Source organism: Streptomyces sp. NPDC047072 (assembly GCF_040643855.1).
Lineage (GTDB): Bacteria > Actinomycetota > Actinomycetes > Streptomycetales > Streptomycetaceae > Streptomyces.
Window position 1 is genome coordinate 4,821 of the sequence record NZ_JBEYVC010000023.1, and the last position, 19,119, is coordinate 23,939.

Sequence of the window (19,119 nt, forward strand, 5' to 3'; positions counted from 1 at the left end):
CTTCGGCTCTTCGGCTCGGCGCGCTCGGCCCTCCGGGTTTGTCTGCTTCGGCTCTTCGGCTCGGCGCGCTCGGCCCTCCGGGTTTGTCTGCTTCGGCTCTTCGGCTCGGCGCGCTCGGCCCTCCGGGTTTGTCTGCTTCGGCTCTTCGGCTCGGCGCGCTCGGCCCTCCGGGTTTGCCCGCCTCGGCTCTCCGGCTCGACGCGCTCGGCTCCCCGCCTCCGCCCCCTCAGCTCTCCGGGTTTGTCTGCTCGGCTCTCGGGCTCCACGCGCTCAGTTCCTCGGCTCAGCGTGCCCAGGCTCCCTTGCGGCGCCCGTTCCGCTCTCCGGCTTCGCCCGCCCATCTCCTCGGCCCCACGTGCCCAGGATCCCTTGCGCCGCGCGCCCAGTTCTCCGGCCCTGCCCGTCAGGATCTGGCCCCGCCCGCGCAGCCCCCCGCCCGCTCAGCTCGGTTGCAGATCCCGCTTCCGGCGCGCCGCCCCCGCCCCGCTCGGCATCGCCGGGTGCAGGCCCAGCAGGACGATGCCGGTGACGATCGCCGCGAGGCCCGCCGCCTCCCAGGCCAGTGCGCCGGTGTCGGTGCGCAGGCGGTCGCCGAGGAAGCCGACCCCGCAGAGGATCCCGGCGAGCGGCTGGGCCGCGGTCAGGGCGGGGAGTGACATCCGCAGCGGCGCCGTCTCGAACGCGCTCTGGACCAGGACGAGCCCGGTGATCCCGAGGGCCAGCACGCCGTACGGCTGCCAGCCGGTCAGCAGCTCGGCGAGGCCGCCCTCGGAGAAGCGCTGGCCGCTGACCCGGGTGAGGGCGTCCTGGACGCCGTAGAGGAGACCGGCCGCGAGGGCGAGCAGGACGGGCCCGGCGCTCAGCCGGGACCGCTTGGCGTACGTGGTGAGCAGCAGGGCGAGGCCGATCATCGCGCCGATGATCAGCCAGTGCCGGAAGGGGTCGGTCACCGCGCTGCCGCCGCGCGGCTCGCCCGCCACGATGAACGCGGTCACCCCGCCGGCGAGCAGCGCGAGGCCCGCCCAGCCCTGGCGCCCGAGCGGCTGCCTGGTCTGTCTGCGGGAGAGCGCGAGGGCGAACAGCAGGTTCGTGGCGAGCAGCGGCTCGACCAGCGAGATCTCGCCCCGCCCCAGCGCGATCGCGCCCAGGACCATGCCCGCCACCATCAGGGCGATACCGCCGAGCCAGCGCGGCACCCGCATCAGGTCGAGCAGCAGGCGCGGCGAGAGGAAGTCGCTCAGTGGTGCCTGGCGCGCGGCGTTCTGCTGGAGCACGAACCCGAAGCCCAGGCAACAGGCGGCGCTCACGGCGAGAGTCAGAACCAGAACCGACACGCTGCGTACCTCGATCATCGGGCCGGGGTGGCGGGGTGCGTAGTGGCCGACTGTAGCGCCCCAGGGCCCGGCTTGCCCCTGGGAGTACCCGGATCCGGGCCGTCGACTCATGGTCACCGCGCCCTGTCGGTCGAGGCCGTCGGCGCGACCGTCCCGTCATGGTGCGGGCAGCCCGCGCGGGACGCCATGGCGTACGCCACAGGAGCAGCACCTTGACCGGGTCCCACCAGCATCAGTTCCTCACAATTCCCTCTCAGACATGGAGAGTTGACGCGTGTAATACGCCTGTGGGCCTTGACGTGAACCATGGGCGGGCGGTTGGCTGTGCGTGATCAGTCCATGGCGGTCCGCAGCAGTCGCCGATGCTCCCGTCGGCTGACGCCCCCGCCCACCACGAATCGCTTTCCGTGAGGAAAACACCCACGGTGTCCCCACCCCCGCCACCCTTCGGCCTGAGCCGGAAGCGTGCTGCCCACGCCTTCGACGCGGCCCTCGACGACACCGAACTCGTCGAGGCGCGCGCCGCCCTGGCACAGGGACGCTGGCAGGCGGTCCGGGCGCTGCTGGTGCGCACCGGTGACGACTGGGACCGCCGGGGCCACCGGGTCACCGTGCTCGCCGCCGAGCCCTCCACGGAGGCCTGGGCCCGCGACTGGCTGCTCGCCGAACCGGACTCCGCCGAGGCCGCCACCCTGCTCGCCCTCGCCCTCGTCGAGCGGGTCCGGCGGGGCAAGGGGAAGCCGGACACGGCCCGCGAGGCCTGCCGGACCGCGGCCGCGCTCGCGCCCGCCGACCCCACCCCCTGGCTCGGCCTGCTCATGCTGGAGCGCGACCTCGGCGCGGCGGACGTGGTCTCCCAGGTCTTCGACCAGCTGCGGACACGGCACGCCGACCACCACCACGCCCACCACCTGATGGTCGCCCGGCTCGCCGAGCACCGCTCCGAGGTGGGCCCCGACCCGCTGCACGAGGTCTACGACTTCGCCAACTGGGCCGCCGAGCAGGCCCCCGCCGACTCCCCGCTGGCGATCCTGCCGGTCATCGCGCACGCCGAGCGCTACCGGGTGCTGGCCGGGGGCGGGCACGAGCCGGGCGACCCGGTCGCCTCCGGCCACTGGGCCGGCCGCCGGGCCCGGCAGGTGATGAAGTCGGCCTTCGACTGGTGGCTGGAGTGGGAGCAGGAGGGGCACCCCCGCCGGCTGGTCGACCTCAACTTCCTCGCGCACGCCAAGTTCTGCGAGGGCCGGGTGGCCGAGGCCGCCGCCCTCTTCCACCGCATCGGCGACCACCCGACCCCGGCCCCCTGGTCCTATCCCGACCGCGAGCCGTACTCCGCCTTCCGTGCCGCGCGCGACAGTGCGCTCGGCGCGGTGTGACACCCCCCGAGACCCATGAAGGACGCCATGACCACTGAGAGTTCCCCCGCGAGCAGACCCGACATCAGCACCTTCAAGGGTCAGGACCGGGCCCTGCGCGCCGACCGCCTCGGCACCGGGGGCCTGCTGCTCTCCGTCCTCGCCTCGACCGCGCCCCTGCTGGTCGTCGCGGGTGTCATGCCCACTACATTCGCGGTGGTCGGCATCATCGGACAGCCGATCCTCTACGTCCTCATCGGCGTGGTCCTGATCCTCTTCAGCTTCGGCTACGCCGAGATGAGCCGGCACGTGCACAACGCGGGCGCCTTCTACGCCTACATCTCCCGCGGCCTCGGCGGTACGGCCGGTGCCGGGGCGGCCCTGGTCGCCCTCGTCGCCTACAACGGCTTCCAGATCGCCATCTACGGCCTCTTCGGCTTCGAGGTCTCCGGCCTCTTCGCCACCTACGCCGACCTGAGCATCGCCTGGTGGATACCGGCCCTGGTGGCCGCGCTGGTGGTGGGCGCGCTCGGCTGGCTGAAGGTCGACGTCAACGCGCGCCTGCTCGGCGTCCTGCTGGTGATCGAGGTGGCCCTCGTCGTCATCTTCGACATCGCCGCCGTCGCCGACCCGGCGAAGGAGGGCCTGTCCCTGCACGCCTTCAACCCGGACACCCTCACCGGCGCGGGGCTGGGCACCGCGCTCTGCTTCTGCTTCGGCGCCTTCGTCGGCTTCGAACAGGCCCCCGTGTACGCCGAGGAGACCAACCGCCCGGACGTCCTGGTGCCCCGCGTGATGTTCAGCGCGGTCGCCGGGGTCGCCGTCTTCTTCGCGATCAGCAGCTGGGCGCTCACCGTGGCCACCGGGCCCTCGGCGATCGTCGGCGAGTCGCAGAAACAGAGCGCCGGACTGCTCTTCGGCCTCACCGAGTCCCGCCTCGGCGCCACCTTCACCGACGTCCTGCACGTGCTGTTCGTGACCGGCATGTTCGCGGCCATGCTCAGCTTCCACAACGTCGTCGCCCGCTACACCTTCGCCATGGGCCGCGAGGGCCTGCTCCCCGCCGCCTTCGGCCGTACGCGGAGCTCCAGCGGCGCCCCCGGCACCGGTTCGCTGCTCCAGACGGTCGTCGCGCTCGTGATCGTCGTCGGCTTCGCCATCGCCGACGACAAGCCGACCGGCGACCCCACCGAGCCGATCCTGCACCTGTTCACCTGGGGCGGGAACATCGGCGCCCTCGGCGTGATCGTGCTGATGGCCGCGGCCTCCGTCTCGGTCATCGTCTTCTTCGCCCGCCGCGGTGCCGCCGGCGCCCAGGCCTGGCGCCTGGTCACCTCCGCGCTCGCCGGGATCGCCCTGCTCGTCATCGCCGGGTACACGGTCAAGGACTTCGACGTGCTCGTGGGCCTGGGTCCGGACTCCGCGCTGAGCTGGATCCTGCCCGGCATCGTCCTGCTCGCCCTGGTGGCCGGCCTGGTGCAGGGCCTGGTCCTGCGTGCCCGCAACCCCGAGGCCCACGCCCGCATCGGCCTCGGCAACGAGGCGTTCCAGCTGGAGAAGGCGGCGGGGGAGACGTCCTCACTCTGAGAGCCCGGTGAGAACTGGTTACGGAAGTCTGACGGCATCCGCGATTCCTGGTCGCGCCGGGGTCGCGGGTGTTCGAATGGGAACGTGAACTCCGGACAACCCGAGGAGGAGCGCGGCGCCCCGGTCGGCCGCCGCGTCCTCCTCGGCACCCTCGGCCTGGGCGCGCTCGGCGTGGTCGCCGCGCCCACCCTGCAACGCGGCCTGGAGGCCTTCCTCGGCAGCGCCGCCGACAAGGACCCCACCGGTCTGACGGGCCTGCTCCCCAACGGCGGCGGCTTCCGCTACTACTCGGTGACGTCCTCGGTGCCGCACAAGAACGCCGCGAACTACCGGCTGAAGGTCGACGGCCTGGTCGCGACACCGCGCGAGTACACCCTGGCCGACCTGCGCGCCCTGCCCCAGACCCGGCTGGTCAAGGACGTCCAGTGCGTGACCGGCTGGCGGGTCCCGGACACGCCCTTCGAAGGCGTACGACTCTCCGCGCTGCTGGACGCCGCCGGAGTGACCGCCAAGGCGGGCGCCGTCCGCTTCAGCTGCTTCGACGGGGCGTACACCGAGAGCCTCACCCTCGACCAGGCCCGCCGCTCGGACGTCCTGGTCGCCCTGCGCATGCAGGACAAGGAGATCGGCCACAACCACGGCGGCCCGGTCCGCCTCTACGTGGCCCCGATGTACTTCTACAAGTCCGCCAAGTGGCTCTCCGGCATCACCGTCACCGAGGACGTGGAGCCGGGCTACTGGGAGGAGCGCGGCTACGACGTGGACGCGTGGGTGGGCAAGTCGAACGGGCGGGACGATGAGCCTACGAACTGACGCGCCCCGGCTGGAGTCCCGCATCCGGCGCTTCGGCCGCGCCCAGAAGTGGGTGCACCGCACGACCGCCGCGCTGATGGGCGTGTGCGTGGCGACGGCGGCCTGTCTCTACATCCCCCAGTTCGCCGAACTCGTCGGCCGCCGCGAGCTGGTGGTCCGTATCCACGAGTGGGCCGGCCTGGCGCTCCCGGTCCCGGTCCTGGCCGGCCTCGTCTCCCGCGCCTTCCGCGCCGACCTCGGCCACCTCAACCGCTTCGGCCCACACGACCGCGTCTGGCTGCGCGCCGCCCTGCGCCGCGACAAGCGCCGGTCCTCGCGCCCGGCGGCCAAGTTCAACGCGGGCCAGAAGATCTACGCGGCCTGGATCGCCGGCGCGACCCTGGTGATGCTCGGCACCGGCCTGCTGATGTGGTTCACCCACCTCACCCCCATCCAGTGGCGCACCAGCGCGACCTTCGTCCACGACTGGCTCGCCCTCACTCTCGGCATCGTCCTGGCCGGCCACATCGGCATGGCGCTGGGCGATCCGGAGGCCCGGCGAGGACTCAGGACCGGGGACGTGAGCCGCGAGTGGGCGGAACGCGAACATCCCCTGTGGCGGCCGTGAGCCCTACGGGCACTCGGTCCGCCGGCGCTCCGCCCCGCTGACGTACTCCACCCGCAGCCCCGGATCCCCCTCGCGCAGCACGTACAGCGTGCCGTCCGACGGGGACCAGTGGCGGGGGACAAGGAACAGCCGGTCGCCGGAGACGTGGAACAGACGCAGCCCGGCGTACCGGAAGTGGTACGGGCTGCCCTTCTCCGCCACGGCCGCGACACAGCTGCCGCCACCGCGGATCAGCAGATCCTGCTCGCTGAACACGACGACCACGGGGAAGCCGCCGTCCACGGTGGCGGCCGTCTCGGCGGCCCGGGCCCGGCCGACGATCCCGGCGTACGCGTACACCGCCCAGAACAGGGCGACGACGGCCACGAGGAGCGCGGGCGCCCAGATCCGCGCGGCCGCCTGCCGCCGGGACTCCTCTCCGGGGTCCGGCCGGGTGCGGGCGTACGCGCTGAGCAGCACGCCGACGAGCGCGGCGAGCGGGACGAGCAGGTCGAGCAGGCTCGGCGACAGGTAGTACAGAAAGCCCAGCAGCAGCGCGGGCAGCCAGGCGTGCCGCAGGACACGCAGCACGGCCGCCGCCCGCTCCGGGTCCCGCTGGACCCTGCGGTGCAGCACGGCCGCGACCATCGAGGCGGCGGCCAGGGCGAGGACCGGGAAGTACAGGGCGTCGACGCTGCGCAGGAGGTAGTCGGCGGTGGAGAGCCGGAAGAGGGTGTCCCTGAGGCCCAGAGCACGGGTCTCCTGGTCCGTGCTGGCCCAGCCGAAGTAGAAGAGGACGGCGGTGAAGAGGGAGAGGAACGAGCCGACGGTACCGATCAGCTCCAGCCAGCTGCGGGGTTCGGGCGGGCGAGGAGGCGGGGGTGCCGGTGCGGGCGGTGTGGGGTCCGGCGGGGGAGTGGGCGGTGCGGGTGGCGGGGGAGCGGGTGGTGGGGGATCCGGTGCGGGTGGATCGGGCTGGGGCGGGGATGTCGTACGGCCGAGTCTCGCGCCCGCGCGGGCCAGTGCCCTTCGGAGACGGGGCAGGGGGGCGGGGGCGGTCACGGGGCCGTCGTGGGGTTCGGGTCCACGACGGTGAAGGCCTTCTCGAGGGTGTCCTCGACGCCGTACTTCATCCAGACGTCGACGATCCGCGGATAGGTGGCGAAGGAGGGGACCGTGGTGGTGAAGGAGAACCGGTCCTTGGACTGCGACCCCTCGACGAACGTGAGTCCGTCCGGCGGTTGCGCGCCACCGACGAGGAAGTTCCCGACCGAGACGGAGACCAGGTCCTCGGGACTGAAAGGGGCACCGCTGACCTGGACGGTGATCTGGTCGCCCGCTTTCACCTCGGCGGGGGTCGCCTTGACGATCCGGAAGGTGCAGACCGCCTTGCCACCGGTCTGGTCGGAACCGCTCAACTCGTCGGTGGCCGAAGGGTGTTGTCGGTGGAACCGCAGCAAGTCACCGAGCACGGCGTACGCGGCCTGCCCCTTGCAGGTGTCGGCGCCCCCCTTGGCGGCGGCGTAGTGTTCGGCCGCCTTGTCCCAGGTGCCGCCGCTCTGGCCCTGGACCGCGAGACAGACATGGGCCAGACCGCTCAGCACCTGCCACGCGGGGTCGGCCTTGTCCGGTTGGGACTCGATGATCCCCAGCGTGGCCGCGCACTCGCCGGGCTTCCGCCCGAGTTCGTCGTAGATGAACTCGGGGTCCGGCGACTGCTCGGTGTTGGGCGAACGCGGGCCCGGCCGCAGCCAGTTGGGCTTCTCCACGGGACCTGGCCCACTGCCCCCGGAACTGCTACCGCCGGAGCCGGAGCCCCCACCCCCGCCGCCGGAACCGCCCCCGCTGCTCCCGCCACCCCCACCCGCACCGCCACCGCCCGCGTCGTCGGAGGGCCTCCACGTCGGCATGCCCCCACCGGAACCGCCGGAACCACCAGAGCCGCCGGAACCCTCCGAACCACCCGAAACACTGGAGTCCCCGGAACCCCCAGAAGCGCTGGAACCACCGGAGCTGTCAGAACCGCCAGAACTGCCAGAACCACCAGAGCCGTCGGATTCCCCCGACCCCCCGCTCCCGCCCCCGTCCTCCCCGCCCCCGGAAACCCCTCCCGACACACTGGTCTCCCCGGACCCTCCGGAGCGGTCGTCCCCGCCTCCCCCGCAGGCCGCCGCCGTCCCGATCACCAGCGTTCCCGCGAGAAGTAACCCCGATACGCGCATCCCGAGTGAGATCGCCATGACGCCCCCCGTTGTCAGGTCACCTCATGATGGGACGAACCTCCGTGCCGGGGAAGCGACTTGGCCCAGGCTGCGAAAGCAGGGGCGAACGGATGCCGGAGGGGGAAAGCGGAACGGCCCGTCCTCGCGGGGAGGATGGGCCGTGGGAGCCGCAACACAGGGCGTAGAACCGCTAGATGACCAACGAGAGCAGCAGGACCAGACCGCCCGCGACCACCGAGATGATGGTCTCCATGATCGACCAGGTCTTGAGGGTCTGGCCGACGTCCAGGCCGAAGTACTCCTTGACCAGCCAGAAGCCCGCGTCGTTGACATGGCTGAAGAAGAGCGACCCGGCGCCGATGGCGAGGACCAGCAGGGCCGTCTCCCCGGTCGACATGCCCTCCGCGAGCGGGGCGACCAGACCGGCCGCGGAGATCGTGGCCACCGTCGCCGAGCCGGTCGCGAGCCGGATCGCCACCGCGATCAGCCAGGCCAGCAGCAGCGCCGGGATCGACCAGTCCTTGGAGATGTCCAGGACCATCTGACCCACACCGGAGTCGATCAGCGTCTGCTTGAAGCCGCCGCCCGCGCCGACGATCAGCAGGATGCCGGCGATGGGCGCGAGACCCTTCTCGACGAGCGGGGAGAGCCGCTCCTTGCCGAAGCCGGCGGGCCGCAGCAAGGTGAAGATGCCCACGAGGACCGAGGCGAGCAGGGCGATCATCGGCGAGCCGACGACGTCGAAGACCCGCTGCACGGTGTTCTCCGGGTCGTCGATCACGATGTCGACGAGGGCCTTGGAGAGCATCAGGACGACCGGCAGGAGAATCGTGGCGAGGGTCGGACCGAAGCCGGGCCGCTTCTCCAGGTCCTCCGAGACCCGCTGCGGGATCATCCGGTCCGGCGCCGGCACGTCCACCCAGCGGGCCGCGTACCGCGAGAACAGCGGCCCCGCGATGATCACCGTCGGGATGGCGACCAGGACACCGAGCGCGAGCGTGACACCGAGGTTGGCGTCGACCGCGTCGATCGCGACCAGCGGGCCCGGGTGCGGCGGCACCAGGCCGTGCATCACCGAGAGGCCCGCGAGGGCCGGGATGCCGATGCGCATCAGCGAGTAGTTGCCGCGCTTGGCGACCATCAGCACGACCGGGATCAGCAGCACCACGCCGACCTCGAAGAAGAGCGGCAGGCCGATCACGGAGGCGATGAGGACCATCGCCCACGGCATCGAACGGCCGCCCGCCTTCGCGAGGATCGTGTCGACGATCTGGTCGGCGCCACCCGAGTCGGCGAGCATCTTGCCGAGGATCGCGCCGAGCGCGATCAGCACGCCCACGCCGGCCACCGTGGTGCCGAGACCGGTGGTGAAGCTGGCGATGGCCTTGTCGAGCGGCGCCCCGGCGACCGCGCCGAGCACGAGCGTGCCGAGGGTCAGCGACAGGAACGCGTGGAGCTTGAACTTCGTGATGAGCAGGACGATGACGGCGATGCCCGCCAGGACGGCGATGCCCAGCTGCGCGTGGCCGGCCGAGGTGATCGGCTCGGGCGCGTCCGCTGCCAGCATCTCGACACTGAGTCTGGTCACGGGGATTCCCTTGCAGGTACGGGGGGTTGCTACGGGGGGGAGGGGGGTTACGGGAGTTCGGTGAGCGCCTTCGCGGCCCGGCCGGTGATCTCCTCGGGGCTGCCCGACACGTCCACCGCGATCCCGGCCTCGTCCTCCTGGAGGGGCTGGAGCGTGGCGAACTGCGAGTCGAGCAGGGCGGTGGGCATGAAGTGCCCCTGCCGATGGGACATCCGGTCCTCGATGAGGGCCCGGTCGCCCGCCAGGTGCACGAAGACGACGCCGGGCGCGGCGGCCCGCAGCCGGTCGCGGTACGACCGCTTCAGCGCCGAGCAGCTGACGACCCCGCCGAGCCCCGCCCGCCCGTGCGCCCACGAACCGATGGCGTCCAGCCACGGCCACCGGTCCTCGTCGGTCAGCGGGGTGCCCGCCGACATCTTGGCGATGTTGGCCGGCGGGTGGAAGTCGTCGCCCTCGGCGTACGGGACGCCGAGCCGCGCGGCGAGCAGCGGGCCGACGGTGGTCTTCCCGGTGCCCGCGACGCCCATGACCACGACGACATGGGGGGTGTTCATCGCTGCCTCGCTGTCTTCTTCGACGCTGTCTTCTTCGACTGTTGTGCACGCAACTGAAACCGATTAGATACGACTATTCAAGAGTCTGTGACAAATAAGTCTGACTTTTTCGCGGTGTGACACGCCCCGTACGCTGAGTGCATGAGCACATCCGGCCGGGGGCTGCACGGCCACGTACTGGAATCCCTCGGCCCCGCGATCACCGCGGGCGAGTACCCGCCGGGCAGCGTTCTGCGCACCGACGAGCTGGCCCAGCGCTTCGACGTCTCACGCTCGGTGATGCGCGAGGCGGTCCGGGTCCTGGAGTCGATGCACCTCGTCGAGTCCCGCCGCCGCGTGGGCGTGACCGTCCGCCCGGCGTCCGAGTGGAACGTCTACGACCCGCAGGTCATCCGCTGGCGGCTGGCCGGCGCCGACCGCCCGCGGCAGCTGCGCTCGCTGACCGTGCTGCGCTCGGCGATCGAGCCGGTGGCGGCGGGCCTGGCCGCGAAGAACGCGACGGCGGAGCAGTGCGCGGAGCTCACCGAGTGCGCGCTCGGCATGGTCGCTCACTCACGCGGACGTCAGCTGGAGGGCTATCTCTTCCACGACATCGCCTTCCACCGGGTGATCCTGCACGCCTCGGGCAACGAGATGTTCGCCCACCTGGGCGACCTCGTCGCGGAGGTCCTCACCGGACGTACCCACCACGAGGTCATGTTCGAGGACCCCGACCCGGCCGCCGTCACCCTCCACGTCCAGCTCGCGGAGGCGATCCGCGGCGGCGACGCGACCCGCGCGGAGGAACTGACCCGCGAGATCACCGTGGGCGCACTCCAGGAACTCGACATCCTGGCGCCCTAGTCACTCCAGGAACTCCCCGTCGACGTACACCCAGGCCCCGTCGACCCGCTCGAACCGACTGCGCTCGTGCAGCGAACCGCCCTTGAAAGAGGCCCGGAACGTCACCGTGCCGGTCGTGTGGAAAGCCGAGCCGTCGGTCGTGGCGAGAATCTCCAGACCCGTCCAGCGCATCCCCGGATCCAGCTCCAGCGAGCCGGGACGGGTCCGGGGGTGCCAGGTACGCACCAGGTAGTCCCGGTGCCCCTTCACGAACGCGCTGTACCGCGACCGCATCAACGCCTCGGCGGTCGGCGCGGCGGCCGTGCCCCGGTGGAAGCGGCCGCAGCACACGTCGTACGCCTCCGGCGAGCCGCACGGACAAAGGGCACGTCGGGCCACGGTCACCCCTGCCTGGTGTTGGTCGGCGGATGCGTGGGCCGCGCCGGGATCTGTGCCGGCAGCGGCGGCAGCGCCGTCCCGTGGACCCACTTCTCGAACACGTCGTCCAGGGGCTCGTCCGCGAAGCGGTTCACGTGGGACCGGAGCGTCGCCGTCGTCACCGCACCGCCCCGGTGCAGCCCCGCCCACCCGCGCAGCATGCGGAAGAACGCCTCGTCGCCCATCGCGCACCGCACCGCGTGCAGCGCGAGGCCGCCGCGCTGGTAGAGCCGGTCGTCGAACATCGTCTTGCGGCCGGGGTCGGCCAGCTTCAGGTCCTGCGGCTGCCCGGACAGCAACCGGTGCGCCACGGCGGCCAGTTGCTGGGCCGTACGGCCCCCCGACCGCTCCGACCACAGCCACTCGGCGTACTTGGCGAACCCCTCGTTCAGCCAGATGTGCCGCCAGTCGGCGATGGACACGCTGTTGCCGAACCACTGGTGCGCCAGCTCGTGCGCCACCAGCCGCTCCGAACCCCGGGCGCCGTCCACGTGGTTGGCGCCGAACAGCGACAACCCCTGGGCCTCGACGGGGACATCGAGCTCCTCGTCGGTCACCACGACCGCGTACTCGTCGAACGGGTAGGGCCCGAACAGCTCCTGGAACAGCTCCATCATCTGCGGCTGCCGCGCGAAGTCCCGTGAGAACTCCGGCAGTAGATGCGCCGGGATGTGCCCGTGCTGTGGCACCCCGCCCGGGCCCGGGTCGCCCAGCAGCACCGTCTGGTACTTGCCGATCGCGAGCCCGACGAGATAGCTGGACGTGGGGGCCGCCTGCTCGTACACCCAGGTCGTCGTGGACGCCTTCGTCGTACGGGTCAACAGCCGCCCGCCCGCCACCACCGCGTACGCCGACGGCGTGGTGACCGAGATCTGGTACGACGCCTTGTCGGCGGGCCGGTCGTTGCACGGGTACCAGGACGGCGCCCCGATCGGCTGGCTCGCCACCAGCGCCCCGTCCTCCAGCTCCTCCCAGCCGAGCCCGCCCCAAGGGCTGCTCACCGGCTTGGGGTTGCCCGCCCAGTGCACCTCGACCGTGAACGCGGCGCCCGGCCGGACCGGCTTGGCCGGGCGGATCCGCAGCTTGCCGCCGCGGTGCGAGTAGTGCGGCTGCCGGCCGTCCACCCGCACCCGGCCGACCTTGAAGTCGGCGAGGTTCAGCGAGAACTCGGCCAGCGGCGAGCGGCCCGCTATGGCGTTGATCCGGGCCGCGCCCGCCAGCCGGTTGGGTGCGGGGCGGTAGTCCAGCGTGAGCTCGTACCGGTGCACCCGGTACCGGGAATCACCGTGGTCCGGGAAGTACGGGTCCGAACCCGCCGCCTGCTGAACTGCCACTGCCGCTTCTGCTCCCTGCGCTGCGTCGCCACTCCAAGCCGCCGGTGCACCGCTCACCGGATCCGAGTGGCCCGCGTTCAGGGACGCCATGCCTCGATCGGGTTGCCGAGCCAGCGGGTGTCGTCCGGGACGGACTCCGCGGCCATGACGAGCGACGCGGGACCCAGCGTGGTGCGGGCCCCGACCGTGCTGCCGGGCAGCACGATCCCGCCAGGGCCCAGTGTGGCGCCCTCACGGAGAACAACAGTATCCGTCCGCAAGATCCGGTCGTGGAAGAGGTGGGTCTGGAGCACACAGCCCCGGTTGACCGTCGACGCGTCCTCAAGGCGTACCAGATCCGTCTCCGGCAGCCAGTAGCTCTCCACCCAGACGCCCTTGCCGATCTTCGCGCCGAGCCCGCGCAGCCACGCCGTCAGCACCGGCGTACCGGGCACGGATCCCGCCAGCCACGGCACCGCGAGCACCTCGACGAAGGTGTCCGCCAGCTCGTTGCGCCACACGAAGCCGCTCCACAGCGGGTGCTCCCCACTGCGGTGCCGCCCCACCAGCAGCCACTTCGCGACGATCGACACGAGCCCCGCGGCCGCACCGGCGGCAAGCAGCACCACGCCCGCCAGCAGCCAGGCCCACGCCCCCAGCACACACAGCGCGGCCACGGTCAGCACCGCGAGCCCCGCTGAGCAGAACACCGGCACGATCCGGCACAGCTCCACAAGACCGCGCGCCCACAGCAGCCGCGCCGGCGGTTCGTACGTCCGGCTCTGGTCGCCCCCGGCCGCGCTGCGCGGCAGCTTCACCGGCGGCAGCCCGAGGTACGACGTGCCCTTCTTCGCCTTCTTCGGCGTCGCCGACAGCACGCCCACCAGACCGCCGTCCGGCACGGTCCGCCCCGGCGCGGTCATCCCGGAGTTCCCGAGGAACGCCCGCCGCCCGATCTCCGCACGCCCTATCCGCACCCAGCCACCGCCCAGTTCGTACGGCGCGGTCAGGGTGTCGTCTGCCAGGAACGCGCCCTCGCCGACCGTCGTCAGGCTCGGCAGCGCGAGCACGGTCGACACCTCGGCACCGCGCCCGATCCGCATCCCGAGCAGCCGCAGCCACACCGGCGTGACCAGCCCGGCGTACAGCGGGAAGAGCGTCTCGCGCGAGCGGTCCATCAGCTGCGTCACGGTCCAGGCCTGCCACCCGATCCGGCTGTGCGTCGGATACGTTCCCTCACGCAGCCCCAGGCTCAGCAGCCGTACGGCGACCAGGAGCAGCAGCGCGTACGCGAGCCCGAAGGCGAGCGTGGCCGGGACCAGGGCCAGGGCGACGCTCGGGACGGTCGGGTCCGCCGGGTCGACGAAGACGCGGGCCGTGAGCAGCGCCGCCCCGGCCGCGAGCACCGGCAGGGCACTGAGCGCGAAGCCCGTGACGCCGTACATCACCCGCCACCACGTGCCCCGCACCGGCCGCTCCTTCGGCCAGTTGCGCTTGGCCTTGCCGAGCTTGACCGCGGGCGCGCCCGCCCAGCGCTGGCCGGTCGGGATCTGCCCGGTCACCGCGGAACCGGGAGCCACCTCGGCCCGCTTGCCGACCCGGGCGCCCGGGAAGAGCATGCTGCGCGTGCCGACGACGGCGTGCGCACCCACCTTGACCTGGCCGATCTCCAGCCGGTCCCCGTCCAGCCACCAGCCGGACAGGTCCACCTCGGACTCCACGGCCGCGCCCCGGCCCAGCTTGAGCATGCCGGTCACCGGCGGCAGCGAGTGCAGATCCACGTCCTGGCCGACCTTGGCGCCCAGCGCCCGCGCGTACCGCTCCAGCCAGGAGCCGGTCAGCGAGGTCGCCCCGCTGAACTCCGCGAGCCGCTCGGCGGTCCAGAGACGGAGGTGGACGCTGCCACCGCGCGGGTGGCGGCCCGGCTGGACGCCCCGCAGGAGCAGCCGCGCCCCGCCCGCCGCGATCGCGAGCCGTCCGGGCGGACTGAAGAGGAGCAGCGCCCCGGCCCCGACCAGCCACCAGGAGGCGCTCGGCAGCCATGCCAGTCCGAGGACATTCCCGAGCGCGGCGAGCGGCACCAGCCACCGCAGCCCGAGCAGCGTGAACAGGGGGAGCAGAACGAGGAGTTGGACCAGCTGAGCCTTCAAGGGCACCGGCGCGATCACCCGCGCGGCCCCGTCGTCCTGCGCAGACTCCTCCAGCCTGCGCGCCAACTTCCGCAGCACGGGCTGCTGGTAGATGTCGAGGACGGCCGCGCTCGGGTAGCGGGTGCGCAGCCGCGTGGTCAACTGGGCGGCGGCCAGGCTGGATCCGCCGATCGCGAAGAAGTCGTCACGGGCACCGGTGACCGGGATGCCGAGGACTTCCGTCCACTGCTCGGCCAGCCACGCCTCGGTGCCGTACAACTCCTCTGTCTTTACGGCGGTTTCGAGCCCCTCCAGCGGCCAGGGCAGGGCGTTGCGGTCGACCTTGCCGGAGGTCCGGGTGGGCAGTTCCGCGACCGGGGCCAGCAACGGCACCAGCGCGGCGGGCAGTTCGGCGCGCAGTTTCTCCACGGCGGCCGCCTGGTCCCAGCCGTCCTGCGTGACGACATACCCGACGAGGAGCTGGTTGCCGCTGCGCGCGGTCCGTACGGCGGCCGCGGCCCCCGCGACACCCGGCAACGCCTGGAGCGCCGCGTCGACTTCACCCAGCTCGATCCGCCGCCCGCCGAGCTTGATCTGCTCGTCGGCCCGTCCGAGGAAGACCAGCCCCTCGGCGTCGGCGCGCACGAGGTCACCGCTGCGGTACGCCCGCTCCCAGCCCAGCGACTCCAGCGGCGCGTACTTCTCCGCGTCCTTCTCGGCGTCCAGGTACCGGGCGAGCCCGACCCCGCCGATCACCAACTGCCCGCTCGCGCCCATCGGCACGGGCTCCCCGGCCTCGTCGACGACGGCCAGCTCCCAGCCGTCCAGCGGCAGCCCGATCCGGATCGGCTCCTCGCCGGTCATCAGCGCGGCACAGGCCACGACGGTCGCCTCGGTGGGCCCGTACGTGTTCCACACCTCGCGCCCCTCGGTGACCAGCCGCTGCGCCAGCTCGGGCGGGCACGCCTCTCCACCGAAGATCAGCAGCCGTACGTCGTTCAGGGCCTCCGGCTCCCACAGCGCGGCCAGCGTCGGCACCGTCGAGACGACGGTGATCTCCTGCTCGACCAGCCAGGGCCCGAGATCGGCACCGCTCCTGACCTGGGAGCGCGGTACCGGCACCAGACAGGCGCCGTAGCGCCAGGCCAGCCACATCTCCTCGCAGGAGGCGTCGAAGGCGACCGACAGCCCCGCCGCTCCAGGGCGCCCGGGCGGAGGTTGGTGACGAACACGTCGGCGCGTTCCAGCAGCCGCTCCAGTACGTCCTTGCCCTCCGGCGAGCGCAGGTCGAGGACGATCCCGCGCTTGCCGCGGTTGTCGGTCTCGAACGGGGGAGCGCCGTCGATGTCCTGCCCGACATGCTTGAGCGTGTAGCGGTTGGGGTCGCCGGTCGGCGCCTCCACCTTCACCACGTCCGCGCCCCAGTCGGCGAGCATGGTGGCCGCGGCCGGTGCCGCCACCCACATGCCCAACTCGACTACGGAATAGCCCTCAAGTGGCCGCACGGCCCACCTCCAGATCAGTCGGGACGTCTCAACACCCCTGCTCAAAACCCCCGTTCAACACCCCTGCCGTACGCCTGCTACACGCCGCGGAAGTCGCCCGGTCGGCGTTCCCGGAAGGCCTTGAGTCCCTCGGCCCGGTCCTCGGTGCTGAACAGCACCGCGACGGTCTCGCGCTCGTACGCGATCGCCGCCTCCAGGTCCATGCCGAGCCCGTAGTCGATGAGCCGTTTTCCGGCCGCGAGCGCGAGCGGGGCCCCGGCGGTGAGCTTCGCGGCCAGGGCTTCGGCGGTCTTGAGCGCGCCGCCGGGTTCGGCGAGTTCGTTGACGAGTCCGAGCGCGTGCGCCCGCTCCGCGTCGATCGGCTCGCCGGTGAGGATCATCTGCTTGGCGATCGCGGGCGGCAGGAGGCGGGGCAGCCGCTGGGTGCCGCCCGCGCCCGGCAGGACGCCGAGCTTCATCTCGGGCAGGCCCAGCCGGGTGCCGCGCTCGGCCACCCGCAGGTCGCAGGCGAGAGCCAGCTCCAGGCCGCCGCCGAAGGCGAACCCGTGGAGGGCGACGACCGACGGCTTGGGGAAGTCCTCCAGGAGCGCGAACGCCTCGGTCAGGCGCCCCACGAAGGCCCGGAACTGCCCGGGTGTCGTGAACGACTCGATCTCACCGAGGTCGGCACCGGCCGAGAAGGCCCGTCCCGCACCGGTGACGACCAGGGCGCGCACGTCGTCGTTGTCGCGGAGGTCGGCGAGAGCCTGCTTCAGCTGGTCGGCGGTCTCGGATCCCAGGGCGTTGAGCTGCCCGGGCCGGTCGAGCGTCAACACGGCGATTCCATCGCGGAGTTCAGTACGCAGCACGTCGCTCACCTCAGACCATCGTCAGTCCGCCGCTGACCGAGAGCGTCTGCCCGGTCATGTAGGCGGCGTCGTCGGACGCGAGGAAGGCCACCACACCGGCGATCTCGTCGGGCCGGGCGACGCGGCGCAGCGGGATGGCCCGCACGGTCGCGTCGTACATCTTCTGGCTGTAGTCGGCGACCTGGCCGAGCAGGGCGGTGTCGGTCGGACCCGGGCAGACGCTGTTGACGGTGATGCCGTGCCGGGCGACCTCGCGGGCCAGCGCCTTGCCGAAGGCGATGACCCCGCCCTTCGTCGCGGAGTACACCACCTCGCCGGACGAGCCGACGCGGCCGGCGTCCGAGGCGATGTGCACGATCCGGCCGCCCCCGCTCTCGATCATCGAGTCCAGAACGGCCCGGGTCACCGTGATCGTGCCGCGCAGATTGACGTCGATGATCCGGTTCCAGGTGTCCTCGGCGCTGTCGACGAAGCGGCCGATGACGTCGACGGCCGCGTTGTTGACCAGGACGTCCACCGGACCGAGCTCGACGGTCACCCGCTCCACGGCCGCGTGCACGGCCGCGCTGTCGGAGATGTCCGCGCCGACCCCCGTCGCCCGCACCCCGTACCGCTCGACGAGTCTGCCCGCGACCTTGGCGGCGGCCTCAGCGTCCAGGTCGCAGACGGCGACCGCGGCTCCCTGGGCGGCGAGCCGGTCGGCGATCGCCTCGCCGATGCCGCGTCCCGCTCCGGTGACGAGTGCCACCTTGTCCCGTACGCTCACGCGCCCTCCCTCGCCCAGGTCTGGATACAGCGCTATCGTATAACTACTTCAGCTAAATAAGCGAGATGCCTGAGTGGAGTCGAGCATGCGCCGAACGATCTTCACCGAGGAACATGAGCTGTTCCGCGAGACCGCCCGCACCTTCTACCTGCGCGAATGCGCCCCGTACGCCGAGCAGTGGGAGCGCGACGGTCAGGTGAGCCGGGCCGCGTGGGCGGCGGCGGGCAAGGCCGGACTCATCGGCTGGCAGTTCCCCGAGGAGTACGGCGGCCAGGGCGTCCGGGATTTCCGCTACAACGCCATCATGGCCGAGGAGATGGCGGCCACCAGCTCGGTCGGCATCGGACTCGGGTTGCAGAACGACGTCCTGCCGCCCTATCTGATGAACCTCACCACACCTGAGCAGAAGGCTCGCTGGCTCCCCGGGGTGATCAGCGGCGAGACGATCTGCGCGCTCGCGCTGTCGGAGCCCTCCGCCGGGTCCGACCTCAAGGCCATTCGCACCACCGCCCGCCGGGACGGCGACGAGTGGGTGATCGACGGCTCCAAGACCTTCATCACCAACGGCATCCTGGCCGACCTGGTGATCGTCGCCTGCAAGACCGACCCGGAGGCCGGCCATAAGGGCATCAGTCTGATCGTCGTCGAGCGCGGAGCCGAGGGCTTCGAGCGCGGACGCAAGCTCGACAAGGTCGGCATGAAGGCCCAGGACACCGCTGAGCTGTTCTTCCACGAGGTCCGTGTTCCCGCCGAGAACCTCATCGGAGAGGAGGGCCGCGGTTTCTACCACATGATGGGTAACCTCCCCACCGAACGGCTGGCCATCGCCGTCTCCTCTCTTGCGGCCGCCGAGCGGGCCTACGTGCTGGCGCTGGACTACGCCAAGACACGCACCGCCTTCGGGCAGCCCATCGGGGAGTTCCAGGCCAACCGGTTCGCGCTCGCCGACATCAGGGCGAAGCTGAACGCCGCCCGCGTGTACCTGGACGGCTGCATCATGGCCCTGATCCAGGGCGAACTGACCCCCGACGAGGCCGCCGCCGCCAAGTACTGGACCTCCGAGACCGGCTGGGAGGTCATCGACCGCTGCATGCAGCTCTTCGGCGGCTACGGATACGTCAACGAGTACGAGATCGCGCGCATCTGGCGCGATGCCCGGGTCCAGCGGGTCTTCGGGGGGACCTCGGAGATCATGCTGGAGATCATCGGGCGGTCGCTGGGTCTTTAGGCCGCGACCCGGAGCCCCGTAGGCCGCGACC

15 protein-coding genes and 2 pseudogenes are annotated in these 19,119 nt (G+C 71.9%); 6 read left to right on the forward strand and 11 right to left on the reverse strand.

Annotated features, from left to right (window positions below; genetic code table 11):
- Nucleotides 1–440 precede the first annotated feature (440 nt).
- Complete coding sequence (locus ABZ896_RS13155; RefSeq protein ID WP_360926570.1) at nucleotides 441–1,334, reverse strand: DMT family transporter; 894 nt, start codon at nucleotides 1,332–1,334, stop codon at nucleotides 441–443.
- 425 nt (nucleotides 1,335–1,759) lie between these two features.
- On the opposite strand from ABZ896_RS13155, the gene ABZ896_RS13160 reads away from it, so the two are divergent.
- The 4 genes from ABZ896_RS13160 (at nucleotide 1,760) to ABZ896_RS13175 (ending at nucleotide 5,696) form a co-directional block, all read left to right on the forward strand.
- Nucleotides 1,760–2,710, forward strand: coding sequence for a hypothetical protein (locus ABZ896_RS13160; RefSeq protein ID WP_360926573.1), 951 nt, complete (start codon nucleotides 1,760–1,762; stop codon nucleotides 2,708–2,710).
- A 27-nt stretch (nucleotides 2,711–2,737) separates the two neighbouring features.
- On the forward strand, nucleotides 2,738–4,276 hold the full coding sequence (locus ABZ896_RS13165) for an APC family permease (RefSeq protein WP_360926576.1): 1,539 nt from the start codon (nucleotides 2,738–2,740) through the stop codon (nucleotides 4,274–4,276).
- 84 nt (nucleotides 4,277–4,360) lie between these two features.
- Complete coding sequence (locus ABZ896_RS13170; RefSeq protein WP_360926578.1) at nucleotides 4,361–5,089, forward strand: molybdopterin-dependent oxidoreductase; 729 nt, start codon at nucleotides 4,361–4,363, stop codon at nucleotides 5,087–5,089.
- Nucleotides 5,073–5,696 (forward strand): cytochrome b/b6 domain-containing protein, encoded by a 624-nt coding sequence (locus ABZ896_RS13175; RefSeq protein ID WP_360926581.1) that lies wholly within the window; start codon nucleotides 5,073–5,075, stop codon nucleotides 5,694–5,696. The genes ABZ896_RS13170 and ABZ896_RS13175 overlap by 17 nt, the downstream gene beginning before the upstream one ends.
- Before the next feature lie 3 nt (nucleotides 5,697–5,699).
- On the opposite strand, the gene ABZ896_RS13180 is transcribed toward ABZ896_RS13175, so the two are convergent.
- The 4 genes from ABZ896_RS13180 to ABZ896_RS13195 form a co-directional block, all read right to left on the reverse strand.
- The gene (locus ABZ896_RS13180; protein ID WP_360926584.1) at nucleotides 5,700–6,737 is read right to left on the reverse strand and encodes a hypothetical protein; all 1,038 of its coding nucleotides are present in this window, start codon (nucleotides 6,735–6,737) and stop codon (nucleotides 5,700–5,702) included.
- The gene (locus tag ABZ896_RS13185) at nucleotides 6,734–7,585 is read right to left on the reverse strand and encodes a hypothetical protein (protein ID WP_360926587.1); all 852 of its coding nucleotides are present in this window, start codon (nucleotides 7,583–7,585) and stop codon (nucleotides 6,734–6,736) included. The genes ABZ896_RS13180 and ABZ896_RS13185 overlap by 4 nt, the downstream gene beginning before the upstream one ends.
- A 502-nt stretch (nucleotides 7,586–8,087) precedes the next feature.
- Nucleotides 8,088–9,485 (reverse strand): gluconate:H+ symporter, encoded by a 1,398-nt coding sequence (locus tag ABZ896_RS13190; RefSeq protein ID WP_360926592.1) that lies wholly within the window; start codon nucleotides 9,483–9,485, stop codon nucleotides 8,088–8,090.
- Between the two features lie 47 nt (nucleotides 9,486–9,532).
- Entirely contained in the window at nucleotides 9,533–10,039 is a 507-nt protein-coding gene (locus tag ABZ896_RS13195; RefSeq protein ID WP_360926595.1) for a gluconokinase, read from the reverse strand.
- A gap of 141 nt (nucleotides 10,040–10,180) precedes the next feature.
- Between ABZ896_RS13195 and ABZ896_RS13200 the strand changes: the two genes are divergently transcribed.
- Complete coding sequence (locus ABZ896_RS13200) at nucleotides 10,181–10,882, forward strand: FadR/GntR family transcriptional regulator (RefSeq protein ID WP_360926598.1); 702 nt, start codon at nucleotides 10,181–10,183, stop codon at nucleotides 10,880–10,882.
- On the opposite strand, the gene ABZ896_RS13205 is transcribed toward ABZ896_RS13200, so the two are convergent.
- From ABZ896_RS13205 to ABZ896_RS13230, 6 genes and pseudogenes are all read right to left on the reverse strand, one after another.
- Entirely contained in the window at nucleotides 10,883–11,266 is a 384-nt protein-coding gene (locus ABZ896_RS13205; RefSeq protein ID WP_360926601.1) for a YchJ family protein, read from the reverse strand.
- A complete protein-coding gene (locus ABZ896_RS13210) occupies nucleotides 11,263–12,633 on the reverse strand; it encodes a M1 family metallopeptidase (RefSeq protein WP_360926604.1) in 1,371 nt (456 codons plus the stop codon). Before ABZ896_RS13210 ends, ABZ896_RS13205 begins: the two co-directional genes overlap by 4 nt.
- Before the next feature lie 77 nt (nucleotides 12,634–12,710).
- Nucleotides 12,711–15,935, reverse strand: a pseudogene (locus ABZ896_RS13215) (Pls/PosA family non-ribosomal peptide synthetase); the annotation flags it as partial.
- 50 nt (nucleotides 15,936–15,985) lie between these two features.
- A pseudogene (locus ABZ896_RS13220) lies at nucleotides 15,986–16,207 on the reverse strand (CoA transferase); the annotation flags it as partial.
- A gap of 116 nt (nucleotides 16,208–16,323) precedes the next feature.
- A complete protein-coding gene (locus tag ABZ896_RS13225; RefSeq protein WP_360926606.1) occupies nucleotides 16,324–17,103 on the reverse strand; it encodes an enoyl-CoA hydratase/isomerase family protein in 780 nt (259 codons plus the stop codon).
- 1 nt (nucleotide 17,104) lies between these two features.
- Nucleotides 17,105–17,860, reverse strand: coding sequence for a 3-oxoacyl-ACP reductase family protein (locus ABZ896_RS13230; protein ID WP_360926608.1), 756 nt, complete (start codon nucleotides 17,858–17,860; stop codon nucleotides 17,105–17,107).
- A gap of 85 nt (nucleotides 17,861–17,945) precedes the next feature.
- On the opposite strand from ABZ896_RS13230, the gene ABZ896_RS13235 reads away from it, so the two are divergent.
- Entirely contained in the window at nucleotides 17,946–19,088 is a 1,143-nt protein-coding gene (locus tag ABZ896_RS13235) for an acyl-CoA dehydrogenase family protein (protein ID WP_360926610.1), read from the forward strand.
- The last annotated feature ends 31 nt before the right edge of the window (nucleotides 19,089–19,119 follow it).